This is a genomic window from Bacillus salacetis, from assembly GCF_049177075.1.
Lineage (GTDB): Bacteria > Bacillota > Bacilli > Bacillales > Bacillaceae_B > Rossellomorea > Rossellomorea salacetis_A.
In genome coordinates, this window is the sequence record NZ_CP185377.1 from 783,283 (window position 1) to 803,047 (window position 19,765).

The following is a 19,765-nucleotide window of genomic DNA, read 5'->3' on the forward strand; positions in this document are numbered from 1 at the left end:
AAGGCGTTTTCTTATGAATTAGCTTACAGCTTCGGTTTCTTTCAATGCTGAAGCTGCCGCCCGTTTTCGGCGTTTCTTTTTAAAACTGAAGCTGAACTTCATGTTTGAGAACAAGCGGTAGACTGCCGGTATCAATAACAGGGTGATGAATGTGGCAAACATCAACCCGGAAATGATCACTGTTGCCATTGGTGCCTGATAGTTTCCGGACGTTCCTGATGCAAGGGCAAGTGGAAGCATGCCGCCTGCTGTCGTCAATGTGGTCATGAAAATTGGACGGATCCGGTTCTTTCCAGCCTCGATCAATGCTTCTTCAACAGTATATCCTTCTTTTCGAAGCTGGTTTGTTCTATCAATCAGCAAAATTGCATTATTAAGCACAATTCCTATCAGCATGACGACACCCATTCCAGACATGACACTTAGTTCCCTTTGAGTAAGGAACAGTCCAAGGATGACGCCGACAAACGTCATTGGAATGACGGACATGACAATGACTGGATGTGCCAAATGATTGAATTGGACAGCCATTACAAGGTAGACAAGGAATATCGCAATTCCTAAAATGAAGAGCATTTCCTTCATTAGTTCCTGCTGCTGTTCCAGATCACCAGCAACAGACAGGGAGTAACCCGCTGGTGCTTTGAATTCACTGATAAGATCCTGTACTTCCCGGTTGACCGCACCCAAGTCTTTTCCTTCAATATCAGCAGACACGGACAGGAATCTTTCCCCGTCTACATGATTGATTTGGTTTGGTGTATTAATGCCTTTCAGCTCTATGAAATCAGCTAAATCCTTCTCGCCTTTTGGTGTCGGGATCTTTGCGGACATCAATGCACTGCCTGTATCGATTTTTTCATCCCATTTAATAGAAAGGGGAGTCCGTTCACCTTCTATCGTCATTTCCCCTACTGGTCTTTCAATGAAAGCCTGGCTGATGAATTGCCTGATTATGGTATTGTTCAAGCCTGCTTTTTCTATTTCGTCTTCCTTTAGCACAATTTCCTGTTCAAGTGAGGTGCGTTCCATAGAGTTGGTAATGCCGACAATCCCGTCAACTTTTTTAAGTTCTTTAATAAAATCATCCGAGACTGCTTTCAATTCTTCAAAATCTTTACCTTCAATGTTTACTTGGACAGGATAGCCTCCCCCGCCGGACATGGCGCTCTGAACGCTTTCAAGAGGGTGATTTTTTTCAAGTGCCCGAAGCTTTTTGAGGATTTCTTCATTCACTTCTTTTTGCTCTGTAGTGATCTTGTCGTCCTTCGTCATATTGATAACAGTATAAAGCATGCTCCCATTATCCATCATGTAGCTGGATTCCACATCCTGTATGGAAGAGAGTTCTTCTGTTATTTCAGCAATCAGTTTCTCTTTATCCTCTGTACTGATCCCAGTTTCCAGGTTTACTATAAGTTCCGCATACCGGTTGAATACATCAGGCATGATGGTCATTGGGATCTTCGTTACGAGAAACAGGGAGCTGACAAACAGCAGGAAAAATGCTGAAATCACTGCAAAACTATGGCGCTTTTTCTTAACCGTCCAGGATACTAGTCCGTTGTATGCTTTCATGATCCGGCCGTCTTTTTTCACCCGCTTTTTCTTGCCTGGTTTTAAAAAGTTTTCGGAAAGGGCCGGAATCAATGTGAAAGAGACGAGAACAGAACTGATCAGGGTGAACGCCACGACAGCAGAGAGGACAATCATGAATTGGCCCATTTCTCCGCCAAGAAGCCCGATTGGCAGGAATACGACAATGGTCGTCAGCATTGATGCCATTACAGCTGATGCCACTTCTGTTGTCCCTTGAATAACGGCGTCCATTTTTTGAAGTCCGTTTTCTTTCTTTTTGTAGATGGATTCCAAAATAACGATGGAGGAATCAACCATCATCCCGACCCCAAGACCTAGTCCAATTAACGTCAGCATGTTCATGCTGTAATCGAACAGCCACATGGCGGCAAAAGTCAGCAGGACGGAAGTTGGAATGGAAACTCCTACAATGATGGTGGCTCTAATGTTCTTTAAGAAAATCAGCAGGATTGCAAAAGCGATGGCGGCACCAATAAAAATATTGCTTGTCACACCGTCAATGGAATCCTGGACATAGTCGGCTTGCGCTACCATTTCGGTTAATTCAAAGCCTGATACAAGTTTATCTTCACGAATGTTATTCACTTCTGCCCTGACAGCATCGGCCATTTCAATTTGTGTTACATCGGATACACGGCCGACTTCTACAAAAATCAGGTCTTTGCTTCCATCCTTCCAGACAAATGAAGAATTCTGGGAGGGCTGGAGGGTTACATCAGCAATCTCTTTTAAATCTATATACCCGGAAGCTGTCGGGATTTGAATATTTTCCACTTCCTCGACACTCTCAAGCTTTGTATTCCAGCGTAGGGAAGGGGATTCAGTATCCGCACTCAATTCACCAAGAGTCGCCTCGCTGCCGGCTTCACTGATGAATCCAGCGGCATGGTTGATGTCCAACCCCTGCTTGGCCATTTTTTCCTGGTTAAACTCAATTATTACTTCGTTCTCAAACACTCCTGTTAATTTAACATCCCTTACTTCAGGCAGTTCCTCTAAGCGGGGTTCTAAGACATCCTTGGCAAAGGCCGTCATTTCTTCCATGTCGCCTCCGGAAACATCCATGAAAAATTCATAGCTTTGGCTTCCACCGTATTGCCCCGAGGTAATATCCTTGATTCCGGGGAGTTCCGCTGCAGAAGAATTCACAATCGACTCTACTTCTTTATAAACCTCCTCGCCTTTCCCTCTGGTGAAAGTCAGCTGCAAGGAACTTTGGCCGATATTGGTCGTGGATTGTATCTCATCGATGCCTTCCACTCCTTGCAGTTTTTGCTCCAATGGAGTGGTGATGGTCCGCTCGATTTCGGCTGCCGGCATTTCACCGGCATTTATATCGACGTAGGCACCATCCATCTGCATCGAGGGCATCAGCTCTTTATCCAGATCCATGACAGCATAGCTGCCGAACAGGATCACTAAGACAGAGACCAATCCCACCAGGATTTTTTTCTGGACAATAAATCTTATCAAATTCATACTACCTCTCCTTTGTCATAAAAAACTAAACAGCTTATGAATCCCTGATCACCCGCCCCCGACTTTAGAACTATTTATAACCGATACTAAACATTCTCTGCAGGGCAGGTAAATCCTTCCTGTATCAGTGTAACCTTTTCAAAAAATTTACAAATCGAGCCCTAGACATAAAATAACTAAGACCTTAGCAGTAGAAGAGGGAGGTTTACAGGAAGATTGTGTGAATGAGAATGGGGTATTAACAACAAAGAAGGAAGTATCTTAACTGAAGTCAGGTGAGTGAAATGATGGAGAATATCTTTAACAGGTTATCTGAAATTAACCTCATGTGGTTTGTAATCATTCTGGCCTTGATTCTGAGTGCCAATTTTATTTTAAAACGGGCGGCTGTATACATAGAAAACAGGAGTTCATTATTACATGGGAAGTTTACAGCAACTGTTAATTCGGTTTTGAACTGGCTGAGTTTTTATGGAGCTTTGCTGTTATTCCTTTTATATTTCTGGGGAGAGGACTGGTTGACATATACCCTCTATTCTCAAGGAGGAGTGGACGTATCCATTTTCCTCATCCTCGTGGCCTTTATGATCGTCTCACTGGCGCACAGACTGGTAAAAATCTTTACCCAGTATGTGCTGAAGCCGGTATATGAGTATTACGAGATCAACACAGGTATCGGCTATACCTTTAACAGGATCATCTACTATTCCGTCATGATCCTGGCAGTGGTGATCAGTTTGACGACCGTAGGGCTGGATCTCACTGCAATAGCAGCCGTCCTTGGTGTTCTGGGAATCGGGATTGGTTTTGGAATGCGCAATATTGCCGGTAACTTTATTTCCGGTGTGATCATCCTATTTGAAAGGCCCATTGAGGTAGGGGAAGTCATCCAGGTCAACGGTAAAAATGGCCGCGTGGAGAAAATCCGGCTGCGTTCCACCATTATCAGGACAGCGAAAGAGGGAACCTTGATTGTCCCAAATCAGTACTTTATTGAACAGATCATCCGGAACCGTTCCAGTGTAGCGGTGAGTGCCGAAGTGACAGTGAGTATTAAGTATGGGATAAATACCAAGAAGGTTGAGAGATTGCTTATGGATGCCGTTGAGAAGGTGAGGAAGGATGCGGAAGGAATTCTGGACAGTCCACCTCCTGATATCCGCTTTGTCGATTTTAAATTTCAGGGGATGGAATTCCTCGTCCTGATTCCAGTCACGAACTTTCAAATAAAAGAAAAAGTCGAAAGTGACCTCCGTCATGCCATTGCGGGAATATTCATTGACAATGAGGTCGAACTGGCTTCGGCTGTAAATGCATTAGAGTCTGATGGGGGATCATTGAATGAGGAATGAGCTGCTGGAAGTGAGCCTGGCTCGAAATGGGGAAATTGAGCCAGGCACAAAAGGACGGATTTGAGCCAGGCTCAAAAGCATAACAACCTATATCCCCCTCAACGCTGCTTCCATACTGTCAAATCCCGAGGTATCCTCAGCATCGGGGTCATCTGATTCAATGGTCCATTGATGAGAAGAGGCTTCCAATCCTCCGTCATGGTCTTTTTTATATGGAAGGTGGATCATATAGGCTTTGCCGTCTTTTCTGACAGTGTAGCCCAGGTAGTACTGATCCTTTTGCCCTTCTTCTTCAAAGATGCCGATATCTTCAAGGCCGTATTCTTCCATCAGTGATGGAAAGGATGTTTGAAGCTCGTTGATTAATTGTTCCCTTGATAAAAACGCCATAATTCTGCCTCCTTTCTTCATGTGTGTGTTCTTAATATGGATGGAATCTGCTCAAATAACCACCTGGCGTATTGGTAAGTGATGTTAATAAACAGGAGGAGTAAGCAGCGACAGGAAACAATCTTCAGGGAATATTACATATAAAAGGGCAATTGTTGTAAAATTGCAATCTTTCCTTCATGGAATTTTGTTAAAATAAGATAACTGGAAAAGTATATACAGGTTTACAAGTAATATACTTAGCGGAGGATTATCATGAAAACAGAAGAACAATACATACAAAAGTCATTTTATAAAACGTTTATGAACGAGAATGAAAGCAAGCATCCAATAGCTGTCCTGGGTGAGGCCCACCTTGAAGAACAGCAAAAAGATGTTTCGGATTTGGCCTATATCCGTTTTGCCCAGGGTGAGGTTTATTTCCATCACAAAGATTATGAAGCGGCCATTTTCAAATGGGAGAATATCAATAATGAACTGGCAGGATGGGCCAGGAAAAACACTGCGGATGCCTTTTACGAACTGGATCAGCTTTCAACGGCTGAAGAGGTATACAAATCGGTCCAGACCGAATGTGCATCTTTGAAAGCAGAAGTGGCTTTGCAATTATTTTCACTCTATATCAAGCAGGGTGATAAGGGCAGTGCTGATGCAGTGATCAAAAACGCCATCTCGATGAATCCTGATTATCCTGAAATGACCTCTATTGCCCAAAGCTTCTTTGAGGAGAACAGGGATTGGCATAGTGCCGTGGAACTTGCGGTCAATGAAGGAATCAGGACAGAAGAACTGCACTGGTTTGAAACATTGAAAGGATACATCAATGCAGGGGTAACGAATGACATCACCCCTTGTTATTTCATGGAAGCCCTCTTCACGCTTTCAACCATTGATAAATTATTGTTTGAACAGATCCTTACATCCCTATGGAATAGTTATCGGGACAGCAGCATGTATGATGAATGGATTGAAAAGGTCAACCTGCTGGTCCTGGAAATTGATATCAAATGGGAAGACAGATGGATGGAGCTGTCACCGTACTATAAAGAAACCTTTGAACAGATGATGGGGAGCGGCCGTTTTGTGAAAGAGCTTAAGCCGCTCATTCCCAACCTGCTCATGGCTTGGGTCAAAATCACGGATTCCCGGCATGCTGTTTATGCTGCCTCAGCCCTGCTGTCCTGGGGGGAGAGTTTCCCTAAAAGTATAGATGCCTGGGCGGTAAGAAAGGCAAAGGAGCTTATCGCTAAGGCCGATTCTAAATCCAAGGGATATGACAAAGCCCTGCACCTGCTTAATGAGATTATGGAATGGACAAAGGACCATGATGTGAAGATTGACATCCGCCACCAATGGATCCTAAATGAACTAAGAAACAACCATGTTCACCGTCTTTTAGTTTCAGGCTCATCTGAGGAAGAAGTACTTGCTTTTGTCGATCGTACAGCTGGGGGCAATATCCTGGCTGAACTTCCTTCAACCCCGGTACTTTATAAAAACAACACCAGTCCTGAGTTGAAAAGAATTTCAGAAACAGGAATTGAAAAAATCGAAAGCAAAGAGGAATTTCTGGAAGAATCCATGCTCCTCCGTCAGCCGGGTACTGTATGGCTGCAGAATGAACAGCCTTCTGCTTTTCTGGAACAAAATAAATTGTCTCTCCTGCTTGCTTCCAACGTGACAGGTGACAGTGTGATCAACATGTCGGACAGCATTCTTTATGTAATTGATGGAAAACAGCGCTTGACGGAGAGCATCTTTAAAGGCCTTGTCAAAGTCAAAGAGAAGAATCCTGACCTCAGGGTGAATGTCCTCTTGACTGTAAAGCAGGGGAAAGTTCAAGAGAATACAGTTGCAGAAACAAAGTCATTATTAGCAAAGTACTTTCCTGAGGCAAATGTGTTTCAGGCATATTCACAGGAAGACTTATCTGCCATTGCCCGGTCGCATTTCAAGTTTCCTGTACAAGAGGAACGAACTGAACAGCTGCTTTATTTCGTGAAGGACATCCTGAAGGAACTTCTGCGCCAAAGAGTGGACAGGGAAAATAACCTTATCGACTCCATTCAGTGGAACAAGGATATGGAAAAGAAATTGAATGGTGCGAGTCTTCAGCTTCAGGATCATGAAGCGGAAAAAGCTGCTTTGATCAATACTGAATTCATTGAAAAGACGGGAGAGGTAAAGAGCAGAATGCTTGAGGACATCCCGAAACTTTTAAAAGAATGTGTTGATTTCGTCAAGGAGGACAGTGATTTCCGTACACTCCACCTGACTCTGAACCAGGAAATGAACAAAAGGATTGAAGCATACTTGAAGCAAAAAGCAATGCCCCAGCTTCAGCGGAATCTGGAGGAATGGATTGCCTTCTCTAAAGTGGAGCTGGAAAAAGGCCAGAAGTATCTTGAAGAAATGCGGGATAGTTTTAATGCCATGTACCGGGAGGAAAGACTTGAACTTCAGTGTGATTTCAAAGTCTTAAATGACTGGCGCCGGGATGCTGACAGAATGACAAGCAAGGTCATGAAGGACGATGTCAATATCCTTCTTCGCCGGAATCCATCACAAGTGCTGCTGAAAAGTGCCGGGAAAATATTCGGCACCATTGGCCAGAACAAACAGATGCTTATGAATCAGTACACCAGATTCATTGAAAATGAAAGTTATGAGGATACTGCCCAGGCAGTGGTGGAAAGATTCATGGCCCAGTTCCAGCTGTTCCAGCAGTCCATCGAAAGAGATGTATCGATTTTCTTCCGCGGCCCGCTGGCCGAACTTCAACATACATCAGAAGAAACCAAGAACCTGATTGCGGATAATGAGTTTGAATTGAATACACTTAAAACAAATCCGGAGATTGTCAAAGATCCGCTGGCTCTTTTCAATATCAGGCAGCGTCAGCTGGAATTGATTTATAAAAATAAACAACCAGAATTTGCGGATGCGAATGCCTAGAAGAAAAAACATGACCTATTTCCGGTCATGTTTTTTCTCGTGTTTGGCAGAAGATTCATTCTTTGATTTTACGTTAGTGGACAAAGCCTTTTTATAAGGTGTCGAACCAAGGTTGTTATTGGGTGCAGCTTGTTCATTCCAGTCAGACATTCTTTTTTCACATCCTTTGGAAACGTTTGTGTAACGCTAGGACAGTTGGAGGACAGCCTTGTTTATTTTCCTTTTATCAGTGAACCGAGTTTCTTCATGCCCTTGTCTTCCTTTAAGTGGACAGGAAATGAATTTTCCTGGCGTGCAAAATCTTGTTTAGTGTCGATGGTGACCCCCATTTGAGAGCCTGTGCTGTCATTGACGACGGTTTCATTCTTCCCATCGAAATGAGGAGTTGTCTGTGAGTGCTGATTTTGGCTATCGTTCGGCATGCTATCATCTCCTTTTTGCTTATGATTCGATATTGGGGGAAGAGATATTCTTGATATTTTCTATTTGTTATAATGAGGAGAAGGAGAGAAACGAATTTTAGCGAATATGTAAAGAAACCGCTTACATTGAAGGAGGGAAATGATGTGGAATTTAAAAATTATGAAGAGTTTTGGCCGTTTTATTTATCACAGCACAGTAAACCTTCCACAAGATCCTGGCATTTCGTCGGGACAAGCTTTGTATTTGTTTTTGTCATTTTGACTGTGGTTACTCTTAATTTCTGGTTTCTTTTATTAGCGCCGGTGACAGCGTATGCCTTTGCGTGGATCAGCCACTTTTTCATTGAAGGGAACAAGCCTGCTACATTTGGCCATCCGGTCTGGTCGTTGAGAGCTGATTTCCGTATGTACCGATTGATTTTATTTGGACAGCTTCAAAAAGAGCTTGATAAGAATCCGGAGCTGAACACAAGTGCAAAGTAACCAGGTCACAATTAAAGGCCATCCTGTCAGGGGTACAGAAGTCGATCCCCAGACAAGGTGCAGGCACTACCATAGTGAAATAGACATTATCGCTATAAAGTTCAAATGCTGTGAAACCTATTATCCATGCCACTTATGCCATCAGGAGGAAGCAGATCATCCTGCTGAAGTATGGGGCAGGGAGCAAAGAAATGAAAAAGCCGTTCTATGCGGATCATGCGGGCATGAATTGGCTATTGCCGAGTACATGGAGTGTAAATCCTCCTGTCCCGAATGCCATGCGTCCTTCAACCCTGGTTGTGCTCTCCATTACGACCTATACTTTGAAGCGAAATAAAAGATTGAGACCGGAATCCGGTTTCGATCTTTTTTGATTACAATTTCCACTCTCTCAGGTGGAACGGGTGGTATGGTAGAATAAGGCTGTAATCTAAAAGGTTGTTTTTTATTAGTTTTTTCAGGAAATGTCACGAATGAGATTGGAGCGGAAGGTGCCACGATCTCCTGCGGGATTAGCGGGACAGGTGAGAACCCCGCAGGCACAGCCGAGGAGGCTCACCGCCCGCCCCGCGGAGTCGTGCACCTGCAGCGGAAATCAACTATTTATTCAAAAACTACAGATCTATACGAAAATAATCAATATATAAATATAATCTAGTGTTGTAGAGGTGAAACTATGTATTTGACAGTAAAAGAAATCGCGGAATACCTTTCCCTGCCCGAAACGTATATCGAGGCATTAATCAAACAGAAGAAAATCAGGGCGGTTTTTGATGGAGAACAGTATCTCATCAATAAAGAGAACTTCCAAAACTATCATGAGCAGATGGAAGCCTACAGAAAACTTTTTGACCAATGGCAAAATGAACCGATTCCAGAAGATCCAGATATCAAGGATGAGGATTAAGCGGTCGGTCTGTTGAAGCCTGAGCCATCAGCCAGCAAGTGAAAAATAATACGAAAACTGTCTTCGAGTATGATAAAATACTGTCGTATGTTATGATTTCACTAGTGAATTTAAGACTACATAAAACAATGTGAAAAAGGAGAGTCACGATGGAAAAAGTTTTGATCTTTGGTCATAAGAATCCTGATACAGATACTATTTGTTCTGCATTGGTATATGCGGATTTAAAATCTCAGTTAGGTATGAACGCTGAACCGGTCCGCCTTGGTGAAGTAAACGGCGAAACCCAGTATGCGCTGGATCATTTTAAAGTGGAAGCACCGCGGCTTGTAGAAAAAGTGGCGCAAGAAGCGAAAGAAGTAATCCTCGTCGATCACAACGAGCGCCAGCAAAGTGCCGATGACATCGACGAAGTGAAAGTCCTTGAAGTAATCGATCACCACAGAATCGCAAACTTCGAAACAAGCGATCCTTTATATTATCGTGCTGAGCCGGTTGGATGTACAGCAACAATCCTAAACAAAATCTACAAAGAAAAGGGCTTGAACATCAGCAAAGAGATGGCAGGTTTAATGCTTTCTGCCATCATTTCTGATTCCCTGTTGTTCAAATCTCCTACTTGTACGGATGAAGACGTTCAAGCAGCACGTGAACTTGCTGAGATTGCAGGTGTAGATGCGGAAGAGTATGGACTTGAGATGCTGAAAGCGGGAGCGAGCCTGGGCGATAAGACAGCTGCAGACCTGATTTCCCTTGATGCAAAAGAGTTCCAGATGGGAAGCTGCAAAGTGGAGGTTGCGCAGGTGAACGCGGTTGATACAGACGAAGTCCTGAAGCGCCAAAGCGAGCTTGAAGAGGCGATCTCCAAAACTGTATCTGAAAAAGGTTTGGACCTGTTCTTGTTTGTAACCACTGATATCCTCAACAGCGATTCTGTTGCACTGGCATTAGGAGATCAAGCAGAAGCGGTGGAAAAAGCCTACGATGTGAAGCTTGATAACAACACTGCAGTCCTAAAAGGCGTTGTTTCCCGTAAGAAGCAAATCGTGCCGGTACTAACTGAAACATTGAAAAATATGTAATAGGAAAAAGAGTCAGCAGCCATAGGCTGCTGGCTTTTTTGGTGAGTCTGTCTTGAGGCGGTGATGAACGGGGGGACATCAAAAAGATGAAGGCACTGAACTCAACAACAACAAGCGAATCCCCCTCAGGATTCGCTTTTTGATCTTTCTTCATGTAAAGGCAGAACGATGCATACGGTTGTGCCTTTTTCCAGTTGACTATCGTATTCAATTTTTCCATGCATTTCCCTGATGATTTTGTTGGTGACCATGCTGCCGAGCCCGGTCCCTTTAGATTTCGTTGTGTAAAAAGGCAGGCCGATTTTACGGAGCTGCTCTTGTGTCATCCCCATACCATTATCGAGGATGCAGACTTCAACGGTGTTTGCCATTTTACCGGGACCGAGTTCTATTACCACTGTCCCGCGTTTATCTTCCGTTGATTCAATTCCATTTTTGATGATATTCATAATCGCCTGCTTTAAATGATGTTCATCTGCCTGGATGTAATACTCCTTGTCCATGTTGAAAAAGATGGAAGTGTTGGAGTATGCAGCGTACGGTCTTAGCAGGTCGACAGAAGATTGGATCACTTTTGTCAGATTGATTTCTGCAAGATGGAATTTCTCTGGTTTGCTAATGCTTAAATAGTCGGTGATGATTTTATTAGTCCGGTCTAATTCCTCCAGGATAAGAGGAGAGAATCTCTTGAACTGTTCATCCTTTGTATCTTCACTGAGGTGCTGAATGAACCCCCGAACCGTAGAGAGGGGATTTCTGATTTCATGGGCAATGGATGCAGCCATCTGGCCGACCATATTCAGTTTATCCAGATATACCATTTCTTCAATCTGTTTATTTGTTTTGATGAGTCTTTCAATGATCAGGACCAATGCAATGAACGTAAGGTAGAATGCACTGAAGTAAATGATATAAAAAGTTAGATCCAGCATCGTAATCGTGAAGTAAATAATCGTGATATAAAGTGCTGAATAGATTGTTAAGATAAAGACGCTGACGAGCAGTTTATGCTGTGTTGTCAAAAGCATCCTCCTGAAAATCAGTCCGATAACAAAAGCTAAAACTGAAACGGCAATCCCGATGAGTACATAGGGACCGCTGATGTGGTAGCGGGAAATGCATACCACCAAAAGGACGATGCTGCCGGAAAGGAATCCGCCATAAATGGTGATGATGAGGATGGCGATCATCCTTAAATCAAAATGTGTTTCCCCGAGCGTTTCAATTGGATAAAACATACAGAACAATGCACCCAGGGACCCGATCAAACCATAGGTGATCTTCTGCTTAAGCTGCAATTGAAGCTTCGGCTGAAAAGGGAAGAAGATATTAGCGTTAAATGTAAATGAAAACAAAATCGTTATATTGATTAACAGAGTCTTAATTAAATAAATCAAAGACTATCCTCCAGCTTTTTATGATTCCTTGTAAGGTATTGAATAATTCTGTATAATACCCGCTTTATAGCATATCAATCAACAGCGGTTTGAACAATCCTTTTTGTTTATATCATTACCTCACTGCCTTCAGATAAAACAAATGCCCGGACTCTTTGCGAGACCGGGCATCATCTTATTTTAAGTTCTCGATATCATCTCGTACATGCGGCTTATGTTCATCGAGCACACCGATTTTTTCGATGTGTCGCTTTGTCTCGGCATCTCCAAGTTTGTAAATCATGGCATATACCTTTTGCAGGGATCTGTCATATCGGGCATCCTGTGGGTCATCGTGGTATTGCTTAAAAGGAATATGGGAACGGACAAACGTCGAAACATCGTCGTCATAATTATCATCGAAACATTTCTGGAGTTCTGTCCTCTCTTCGGGAGTTGCTAAAATATGCAGCCCCGCACTTTCCTCAAAAGAAGGCTCTTCCAAAATATCTCCGCTTCTCATATCCACATAGTAGGATCTTTTTACATCCATCTGTTATTTGCCTCCTCAACTATATATTAGTAAAATGCTTTATCTCTGTAACGCTGTACAGCGATGGGGGACAGCCCCCACACATTGTTTACTTTCTTATTACCTCCTTTGGATCTTGGGTAAACGATTTTTGAAGCATTGGGAAGGAATACTTGTTTCCAGTATGGAAACTAATCATGCAAGGAAGAAAGGAAGGTCACAAAATGGGATATGTAGAGGAAATTCGGGAACTGGTCGGACAACGGCCGTTAATATTTGTTGGTTCAGTAGTTGTCATTATAGATGATGAAGGAAGGGTACTGCTGCAGCAGAGGAGGCATCCAGAGGGGGCATGGGGCCTGCCTGGCGGGTTGATGGAGCTCGGTGAATCAACGGAAGACACAGCCCGCAGGGAAGTTCATGAAGAGACGGGGCTGAAGCTGGGAAAGCTGGACTTGATAAATGTGTACTCCGGAAAAGAATATTTTATCGTAGCTGCAAACGGTGACCCGTTCTATGTGGTGACCACAGCGTACAGTACGAGTGATGTACAAGGCATCCTGCGGGTAGATGAAAAGGAATCTATTCAATGCAGCTATTTTTACAGTGAGGAGCTGCCAGAGTATATCGTCAAAAGCCACCTTGAAGTGATTGATGAGTTTTTGAAAAAAAGGAGTGCTGGCAAGTGAAACTGCTTATTGCCCCGGATTCTTTTAAAGAAAGCATGACAGCGGAAGAGGTATGTGAATCTATTGAAAAAGGTTTCCGAAGGATCTTTCCGCAGATCCATGTGATCAAGCTTCCGATAGCCGATGGAGGGGAAGGGACCGTTCACGCATTGGTCAGTGCTACAAACGGTGAATTAATCAAAATGATTGTGACCGGTCCTATAGGAAGCCCGGTCCAGGCGTATTACGGACTTCTTGGAGATGACAAAACAGCAGTTATTGAAATGGCTGCTGCCTCGGGTCTTCACCATGTTCCAACTGCAGACAGGAATCCGCTGATCACCACTTCGTATGGTACGGGAGAATTGATCAAGCATGCAATCAGTAAGGGAGTCCGAAAAATCATCCTGGGCCTGGGAGGATCAGCTACTAACGACGGTGGAGCCGGAATGGCCGCAGCCTTGGGAGTGGAATTCATCAACGGGAATGGAGATCGTTTCACACCTGCAGGCGGGACACTGAAGGAGATTGCGTCTATGTCTCTGGAGGGCCTTCATGAACTGCTTAAAGGGGTAGAAGTAGTAGTGGCCAGTGATGTGGATAACCCGCTGACCGGTCCCAATGGTGCTTCTTTTATATATGGACCGCAAAAAGGGGCAGGCCCTGAAATGGTAAGAGTACTGGATGCTAATTTAACGCATTTTGGGCAGCTGCTGGGCAAAGCAGCCGGGATGGATGTCACCCGCTTTCCGGGAGCTGGCGCAGCAGGAGGGATGGGCGCAGGGGCAAAGGGATTCCTGAAAGCCGGATTCAGGCCCGGGGTGGAAATTGTTTTGGATACGGTTCAATTTCAAGAAGCCGTAAAAGAGGCTGACCTTGTCATAACAGGTGAGGGAAGATTGGATGGCCAGAGCATCCATGGGAAAGCTCCCATCGGAGTTGCCCGTTACGCAAAGGAGTCCAATAAGCCGGTCATTGCAATAGCCGGGTCACTTGGAAAGGATTTCGAAAAAATCTATGAACATGGAATAGACAGTGCATTCAGCATCGTTCCCGGTGTGGCAACCCTGGAAGAAGCATTGAAAAATGGTAAAGAGAATGTAGAGAGAACAGCGGAAAATATTGCGAGACTGCTGCTCATCCAATCAAAAGGCTGACTAGTAATACAATAGAGCAGGGGCCTTTGACAGGCCCCTGCTCTATTCATCATTTCTCATAGATTTTTAGATTCGCATATATGGTTTGCAATGTCGGCGCATAGATGTCATGTTTTTCGGCTTCTTTCAGCAAAAAACCATACAGGTGATCCGCTTCAATCGCCAATTCCTTTTCCATATCCCTTTGAAGTGAGGATTTCATCTCATACCCCATGCTGTTCAGCTTCTCTAATTGCTTCGCTTCAATATCATCAGCTATCGGAGCCCCCAGCTTTCTCATAACTGCAGCGGTTTCCCCCAGCGTTTTCTTGATGGAGGACAAGCCTGTTTCATTGTCTCTGATCGGGCCGATCGGTGCGCGGAAAAGGGAGGTAACCCCGGAAAGAGTCGTTATGAACAGATACTTATGCCACATATCCTGAATGATATTTTCAGAGAGAGTGAAGTTGGCTTTCGTTTCGCTGAACGCATCTTTCAGTTTTAAAATCCTGTCCGTTTTTTCACCCGTCCGCTCACCAAAGACCAAATCATGAATCGGGCTCGATTGAACCACATGGCCTTCGGGATTCAATGTCGACTCCACAAAACAAAGCCCGCCAATCACGTTATGCTCCCCAAATCTTTCAACAAGCCTATCAACATGGGAGATGCCGTTTAATAAAGGAAGAATCATCGTATTCTCCCCGACATACGGATCAATGCTCTCCATCACACCCTGCAAATGATAAGCCTTGACAGACAAGATAATCACATCGTAAGGGACAGGATGCTCACCGGATACGAGAGTTTTTGGCTTCAAGTCAATATTTCCGTGGACACTCTGAATCGAGAGACCTGTTTTTTTAAGCTGCTCACGACGGCCTTCGCGCACTAGGAAAGTTACATCCTCACCCTTCTCCGCTAGACGTCCACCGAAATAACCGCCGACAGCGCCGGCCCCTGCTACTAGTATTTTCATATCTTATTTTCCTCCTTAGTTTCATATTGTCTGTCACTTCATTACAAACTAAAAGCCTGGGAAAGTATCTCCCAGGCTTTTAGTCTTTAAATCAATATAATGGCAAGCAGGGAAATCACAGCTGCAGTAATCAACACTATTTTCAATGATAAAGGAAGCGTGTCGCTCCCTTTATCATTGATTCTGTTTTCTTCCTCATTAACGGTTTTCCGATAGTTTGGACTGCAGCAGCCCATTATGCGACTTTATTCCACTTAGAGATATCCTCTTCAAGCGGGATGTTGTTAGCTCTTGCTTTCTTAGCTGCAACGAAGAAGGTTGCTACCAGGATGACAGAGATGACCGCTGCTCCAATGTAGGAAGTGCTTAGAGCCATTCCAAATCCGATTGGTGCATTCAGGATATAAGTTGTTGTAGCCATTAACATGAACATACCTGGGATCAAGGAGATCCAGTAATTCTTTTTCGCAATGTAGAGGTACATGGCACCGACGAACAAAGCGATAACCGCTGTTGATTGGTTGGCCCAAGAGAAGTAACGCCATAGAAGCGTGAAATCAATTTTAGTAAGAGCAAAAGAGATGACGAATAACGGAAGTGCGATCCATAGACGGCTTGTCACTTTCTTTTGAGAGAAGTTGAAATAGTCGGCAATGATCATACGCGCACTTCTGAAAGCAGTATCACCGGAAGTGATAGGCAGGATGATGACACCCAGTACAGCCAATGTTCCGCCGATCGCGCCAAGCATCAATGTTGAAGCTTCACTTACAACTGCAGCTGGTCCGCCGTTTGCAAGCAATTCGTTAAGGCCGATAGAGCCGTCGAACAAGCTCATTGCAGCAGCAGCCCAGATCATAGCGATGACACCTTCAGCAATCATCATACCGTAGAAAATCTTGCGTCCGTTTTTCTCGTTTTCAGTTGTACGAGAAATAATCGGTGTTTGAGTAGCATGGAAACCTGATAGAGCACCACAAGAGATTGTCAAGAATAACAATGGGAAGATCGGTGCGTTGTCAGGGTGGAAATTAGACAGTGTCAATTCAGGGATTGGTGCTCCTGTGAAAACAAGCATACCGCCGACTCCAAGGGCACTGATTAATAGAAGTGCACCAAAGATAGGATAGAAACGGCCAATGATCTTATCGATTGGAAGCAAAGTAGCCAGGATGTAATAAATAAAGATGGCACCAAGAATCAATCCCATTGAAGCCCAGCCATTCATTAGGTTATGAAGCAACCCGGCAGGAGCTGTAACGAAAACTGTACCAACCAATAATAATAGTAAAACGGCAAATGCGTTAACAACGTGTTTCATGAATTTTCCAAGGAACTTACCTGCAAGCTCAGGAAGGTGAGCTCCGCGGTTACGGATGGAAATCATTCCAGTCAGATAGTCATGGACAGCACCCGCGAAGATACAACCAACGACAATCCAGATGAAAGCAACTGGGCCGTATAAAGCACCCATGATCGGTCCGAAGATCGGGCCGACACCAGCAATGTTCAAAAGCTGGATCAATGAGTTTTTAGGTGTATTCATTGGAAGGTAGTCGACATTATCCTGATGAGTATATGCAGGAGTCGTTCTGCCTTCGTTTACACCGAAGATTTTTTCAACAACTTTTCCGTACGTAAAATAACCAACAATCAATAGTGCAATTCCGGCTAAAAATGTATACATGGTAAATCCTCCTTAAGAGTAGTATGAATGCGTTTACATAGATTATAAGATTAATTGTGGCAGAATGGTGAAATTACAGAACAAGATGTAAAAATGGAGGATTAAGATGTAAAAATGAGGGATTAAGATGCATGATTTTGAAAACCTTTTCAAAAAAGAAAGGGGACGCAGAAACTGCGTCCCCTGTGGATTATAGTTCGAGCTGCTGGCGAAGGGCTTTTACATAATTCCTGCTGACAGAAAGTTTTTCGGTGTAACCTTGGATCTCAAGCTGATAAGCTCCGTTAAACCAGGGTGTCAGCCTGGTGATATAATCCAGGTTGACGATATAGCTTTTATGGATCCGGAAGAAAGAATAAGAGGCAAGGCGGCTTTCCAAGTCCTTCAAGGGTGTCTTGACTTCATATTCTCCAGTCTTTGTCATGATTTTCGAAACTTTTTCCTCTCGGGATATAAAAAGGATATCATTGGGATCAAGATACAGGATCTCTCCTTCTCCTTCCACTGCCAGCTTGCCTGGCTGCCTTGAACCATCAGGATCAGGGGCGGGGGCGGGGTGAAGCAGTTTCTCGATCCTCATCACCGTCTGTGCCAACTGTTCTTCATCATAGGGTTTTAACAGATAATCCACAGCTTCATATCGGAATGCCTCTGCGGCAAACTGCGGATACGCAGTTGCGAAAACGATTAGCGGAGGCTTCTTTAATTCCAGCAGGGATTTAGCAGCTTCCATGCCATTCATCCTGGGCATCTCCACATCCAAGAATACGACATCGGGACTGTGCTGTATGGATTGGAGGATGGCGCTTTCGCCTGAGTCCGCCTCCCCGGCAACCTGGATGGAGGAATATTCGCCCAGCAAATGCTTCAGTTCATCCCGGCTGTATCGCTCATCATCCACAACCAGTGCTTTTATTGTTTTTTCCATTGTGATTCCTCCATTTCAGGTATACAGAAGGAGATGTCCGTTCCTTTCCCGTATTCACTTTTGATCTCTAAGGCTGCTTCACGTCCGAACATCATGGTCAGTCTGCGATTGATATTATACAAGGCGAAGCCGGTTCCTGTCTCGGATTCAAGACTGTTTTCCCCAAGCAGTGCCAGACGCTCCGCAGGGATTCCCTGCCCGTTATCCTCAACAGTGATCGTAACACCGGATTCATGCCTTTCGGTAGTGATTTTTACCACACAGTTTTCGTTCTTGTCTTTAATCCCGTGTTTAATGGCATTTTCCACAATCGGCTGGAGCGTAAGGGGAGGAATCATTTGCGTAAGCGATTTTCCGTCAATGTCGTATTCGACTTTGAGCTTATCCACGAAACGTGCTTCTTCAATGGCGAGATAGGCCTTCACATGTTTAAGTTCCTGCTCCAAGGAGGTGATTTCCGCAGTAGTCCCCGTAAGGTTTTGCCTCAAAAAATTGGAAAGGGAAATCAGCAGCTTCCGGGCCTGTGCAGGGTCAATCCGGATAAGCGACCCGATCACGTTCATCGAGTTGAATAGAAAGTGTGGGCTGATTTGAGCCTGCAGTGCCTTGATCTCTGCTTCTTTTGCATATTGCAAAGCTTTCTCGGCCTCAGCAATTTCAAGCTGATTGCTGAGCAGGACGCTCAATCCTGAAATCAATTCAAGAATCACATTTGTTATTTCTTTTTCTGATGAAAAATAAAATTTCAGGGTGCCGATCGTCTGTCCTCTCTGTTTTAACGGAGCGATGACCGCAGCACCAAGGGGGCAGTCCCTGTTAACACAGTGAATGGTTTCATCATTCGCCACCACCAGTTCCCCATTTTTGATTACGTCCTTCGTGATATGAGTCTGAAGCGGGCTTCCAGCGCGGTGATGGTCATCTGCCAGACCTGTGTGGGCAAGTATACTCGTCTTGTTTGTCATGGCAACAGCTGAAGGCTTGATTTCCTTAAAAAGAATCTCGCAGACAGCCTGGGCAGACTCGCTGTTCATGCCTTTCCGCAGATAAGCGAGTGTTTGATCGGCGATTCTCAGTGTTTTCTGAGCCTGAAGGGCACCGGCTTTTTCTTCTTCGTTCACGACATTCTTGATGATCAGCAAAAACAATGCGCAGCCTAAACCGTTTGCCAATATCATAGGAATTCCAATCATTTCGACAAGGGTGACTGCTTTTTCAAAAGGCTTTGCAACCAACAGGATGATGAGCATCTGGATCGTCTCCGCGAGTGCGCCGATTAGAAAAGCCACAGGCAGTTTTACATGCTTATTCCGCTGATGGAACATTCCTGAGATGAGTCCAGCAGCAATCGCGGCGATACCACATGCAATATCTGTGAACCCTCCCAGTGTGAATCGATGGATCCCGGCAATCAGCCCGGCCCCGATGCCGACCCTGTAACCGCCGAGAAGCCCGGCGAGGACCACCCCGATGACCCTTGAGTTTGCAATCGCCTCATCGGGATCCAGATTCATCGCCCATCGGTCAAAATGAAGGGTATCAGTATTGAAGGAAAGTCCGGAATAGGTCCCGATAATTCCAAAGAATCCGAAAAACAGGATGGCGATGATTTCCTGCCGTCCCCGCAATTTATCCTGATAGACCATGCTCTGGAAGAAGCGGAACCTCGTTAAAACAAAAGCAATGGTGACGATGATTCCGAGTCTTTCCAGCATGGTGAAGAGAAGATCAAACATGATGAAGACTCCTTTAAACCGGCCATATATCTGTAACCGGAAATTTTTTTATCA

At 44.3% G+C, this 19,765-nt stretch carries 18 protein-coding genes; 8 read left to right on the top strand and 10 right to left on the bottom strand.

Features of this window, described 5'->3' with window-relative positions; all coding sequences use genetic code 11:
- Positions 1–18: 18 nt before the first annotated feature.
- A complete protein-coding gene (locus ACOJQI_RS03950) occupies positions 19–3,078 on the bottom strand; it encodes an efflux RND transporter permease subunit (RefSeq protein WP_421383746.1) in 3,060 nt (1,019 codons plus the stop codon).
- Between the two features lie 284 nt (positions 3,079–3,362).
- On the opposite strand from ACOJQI_RS03950, the gene ACOJQI_RS03955 reads away from it, so the two are divergent.
- Positions 3,363–4,430: a mechanosensitive ion channel family protein gene (locus ACOJQI_RS03955; protein ID WP_421383747.1), complete on the top strand. Its 1,068-nt coding sequence runs from the start codon at positions 3,363–3,365 to the stop codon at positions 4,428–4,430.
- Between the two features lie 87 nt (positions 4,431–4,517).
- On the opposite strand, the gene ACOJQI_RS03960 is transcribed toward ACOJQI_RS03955, so the two are convergent.
- A complete protein-coding gene (locus ACOJQI_RS03960; RefSeq protein ID WP_421383748.1) occupies positions 4,518–4,820 on the bottom strand; it encodes a DUF5634 family protein in 303 nt (100 codons plus the stop codon).
- Between the two features lie 255 nt (positions 4,821–5,075).
- Here ACOJQI_RS03960 and ACOJQI_RS03965 point away from each other — a divergent pair, with 255 nt between their 5' ends.
- Positions 5,076–7,775, top strand: a complete 2,700-nt coding sequence (locus ACOJQI_RS03965; RefSeq protein WP_421383749.1) for a tetratricopeptide repeat protein — start codon at positions 5,076–5,078, stop codon at positions 7,773–7,775.
- Positions 7,776–7,790: 15 nt separating this feature from the next.
- On the opposite strand, the gene ACOJQI_RS03970 is transcribed toward ACOJQI_RS03965, so the two are convergent.
- Entirely contained in the window at positions 7,791–7,925 is a 135-nt protein-coding gene (locus tag ACOJQI_RS03970; protein ID WP_421383750.1) for a hypothetical protein, read from the bottom strand.
- A 62-nt stretch (positions 7,926–7,987) separates the two neighbouring features.
- Positions 7,988–8,197 carry a hypothetical protein gene (locus ACOJQI_RS03975; RefSeq protein ID WP_421383751.1) on the bottom strand — a complete coding sequence of 70 codons (210 nt, stop codon included), beginning with the start codon at positions 8,195–8,197 and terminating at the stop codon, positions 7,988–7,990.
- 144 nt (positions 8,198–8,341) lie between these two features.
- Here ACOJQI_RS03975 and ACOJQI_RS03980 point away from each other — a divergent pair, with 144 nt between their 5' ends.
- The 4 genes from ACOJQI_RS03980 (at position 8,342) to ACOJQI_RS03995 (ending at position 10,669) form a co-directional block, all read left to right on the top strand.
- On the top strand, positions 8,342–8,680 hold the full coding sequence (locus tag ACOJQI_RS03980) for an Mpo1-like protein (RefSeq protein ID WP_421383752.1): 339 nt from the start codon (positions 8,342–8,344) through the stop codon (positions 8,678–8,680).
- 10 nt (positions 8,681–8,690) lie between these two features.
- Positions 8,691–9,017, top strand: a complete 327-nt coding sequence (locus tag ACOJQI_RS03985; protein WP_421385381.1) for a CHY zinc finger protein — start codon at positions 8,691–8,693, stop codon at positions 9,015–9,017.
- Between the two features lie 339 nt (positions 9,018–9,356).
- The gene (locus ACOJQI_RS03990) at positions 9,357–9,587 is read left to right on the top strand and encodes a helix-turn-helix domain-containing protein (protein ID WP_421383753.1); all 231 of its coding nucleotides are present in this window, start codon (positions 9,357–9,359) and stop codon (positions 9,585–9,587) included.
- Positions 9,588–9,736: 149 nt separating this feature from the next.
- Positions 9,737–10,669 (top strand): manganese-dependent inorganic pyrophosphatase, encoded by a 933-nt coding sequence (locus tag ACOJQI_RS03995; protein ID WP_421383754.1) that lies wholly within the window; start codon positions 9,737–9,739, stop codon positions 10,667–10,669.
- 125 nt (positions 10,670–10,794) lie between these two features.
- Here ACOJQI_RS03995 and ACOJQI_RS04000 read toward each other — a convergent pair whose 3' ends face one another.
- Together ACOJQI_RS04000 and ACOJQI_RS04005 are read right to left on the bottom strand one after the other, a co-directional pair.
- The gene (locus tag ACOJQI_RS04000) at positions 10,795–12,066 is read right to left on the bottom strand and encodes an ATP-binding protein (protein WP_421383755.1); all 1,272 of its coding nucleotides are present in this window, start codon (positions 12,064–12,066) and stop codon (positions 10,795–10,797) included.
- 175 nt (positions 12,067–12,241) lie between these two features.
- Positions 12,242–12,598, bottom strand: a complete 357-nt coding sequence (locus tag ACOJQI_RS04005) for a hydrolase (RefSeq protein ID WP_421383756.1) — start codon at positions 12,596–12,598, stop codon at positions 12,242–12,244.
- Positions 12,599–12,801: 203 nt separating this feature from the next.
- Between ACOJQI_RS04005 and ACOJQI_RS04010 the strand changes: the two genes are divergently transcribed.
- Both ACOJQI_RS04010 and ACOJQI_RS04015 read left to right on the top strand, forming a co-directional pair.
- On the top strand, positions 12,802–13,266 hold the full coding sequence (locus ACOJQI_RS04010; protein ID WP_421383757.1) for an NUDIX hydrolase: 465 nt from the start codon (positions 12,802–12,804) through the stop codon (positions 13,264–13,266).
- Positions 13,263–14,402 (top strand): glycerate kinase, encoded by a 1,140-nt coding sequence (locus tag ACOJQI_RS04015; RefSeq protein ID WP_421383758.1) that lies wholly within the window; start codon positions 13,263–13,265, stop codon positions 14,400–14,402. The genes ACOJQI_RS04010 and ACOJQI_RS04015 overlap by 4 nt, the downstream gene beginning before the upstream one ends.
- Before the next feature lie 49 nt (positions 14,403–14,451).
- Here ACOJQI_RS04015 and ACOJQI_RS04020 read toward each other — a convergent pair whose 3' ends face one another.
- The 4 genes from ACOJQI_RS04020 to ACOJQI_RS04035 all read right to left on the bottom strand — a co-directional run bounded on the left by ACOJQI_RS04020 (position 14,452) and on the right by ACOJQI_RS04035 (position 19,711).
- On the bottom strand, positions 14,452–15,360 hold the full coding sequence (locus tag ACOJQI_RS04020) for a ketopantoate reductase family protein (RefSeq protein WP_421383759.1): 909 nt from the start codon (positions 15,358–15,360) through the stop codon (positions 14,452–14,454).
- A 235-nt stretch (positions 15,361–15,595) separates the two neighbouring features.
- Positions 15,596–17,047, bottom strand: a complete 1,452-nt coding sequence (locus ACOJQI_RS04025; protein WP_421383760.1) for a carbon starvation protein A — start codon at positions 17,045–17,047, stop codon at positions 15,596–15,598.
- Positions 17,048–17,237: 190 nt separating this feature from the next.
- Entirely contained in the window at positions 17,238–17,975 is a 738-nt protein-coding gene (locus tag ACOJQI_RS04030) for a LytR/AlgR family response regulator transcription factor (protein WP_421383761.1), read from the bottom strand.
- Positions 17,960–19,711 (bottom strand): LytS/YhcK type 5TM receptor domain-containing protein, encoded by a 1,752-nt coding sequence (locus ACOJQI_RS04035; RefSeq protein ID WP_421383762.1) that lies wholly within the window; start codon positions 19,709–19,711, stop codon positions 17,960–17,962. Before ACOJQI_RS04035 ends, ACOJQI_RS04030 begins: the two co-directional genes overlap by 16 nt.
- Between the last annotated feature and the right edge of the window lie 54 nt (positions 19,712–19,765).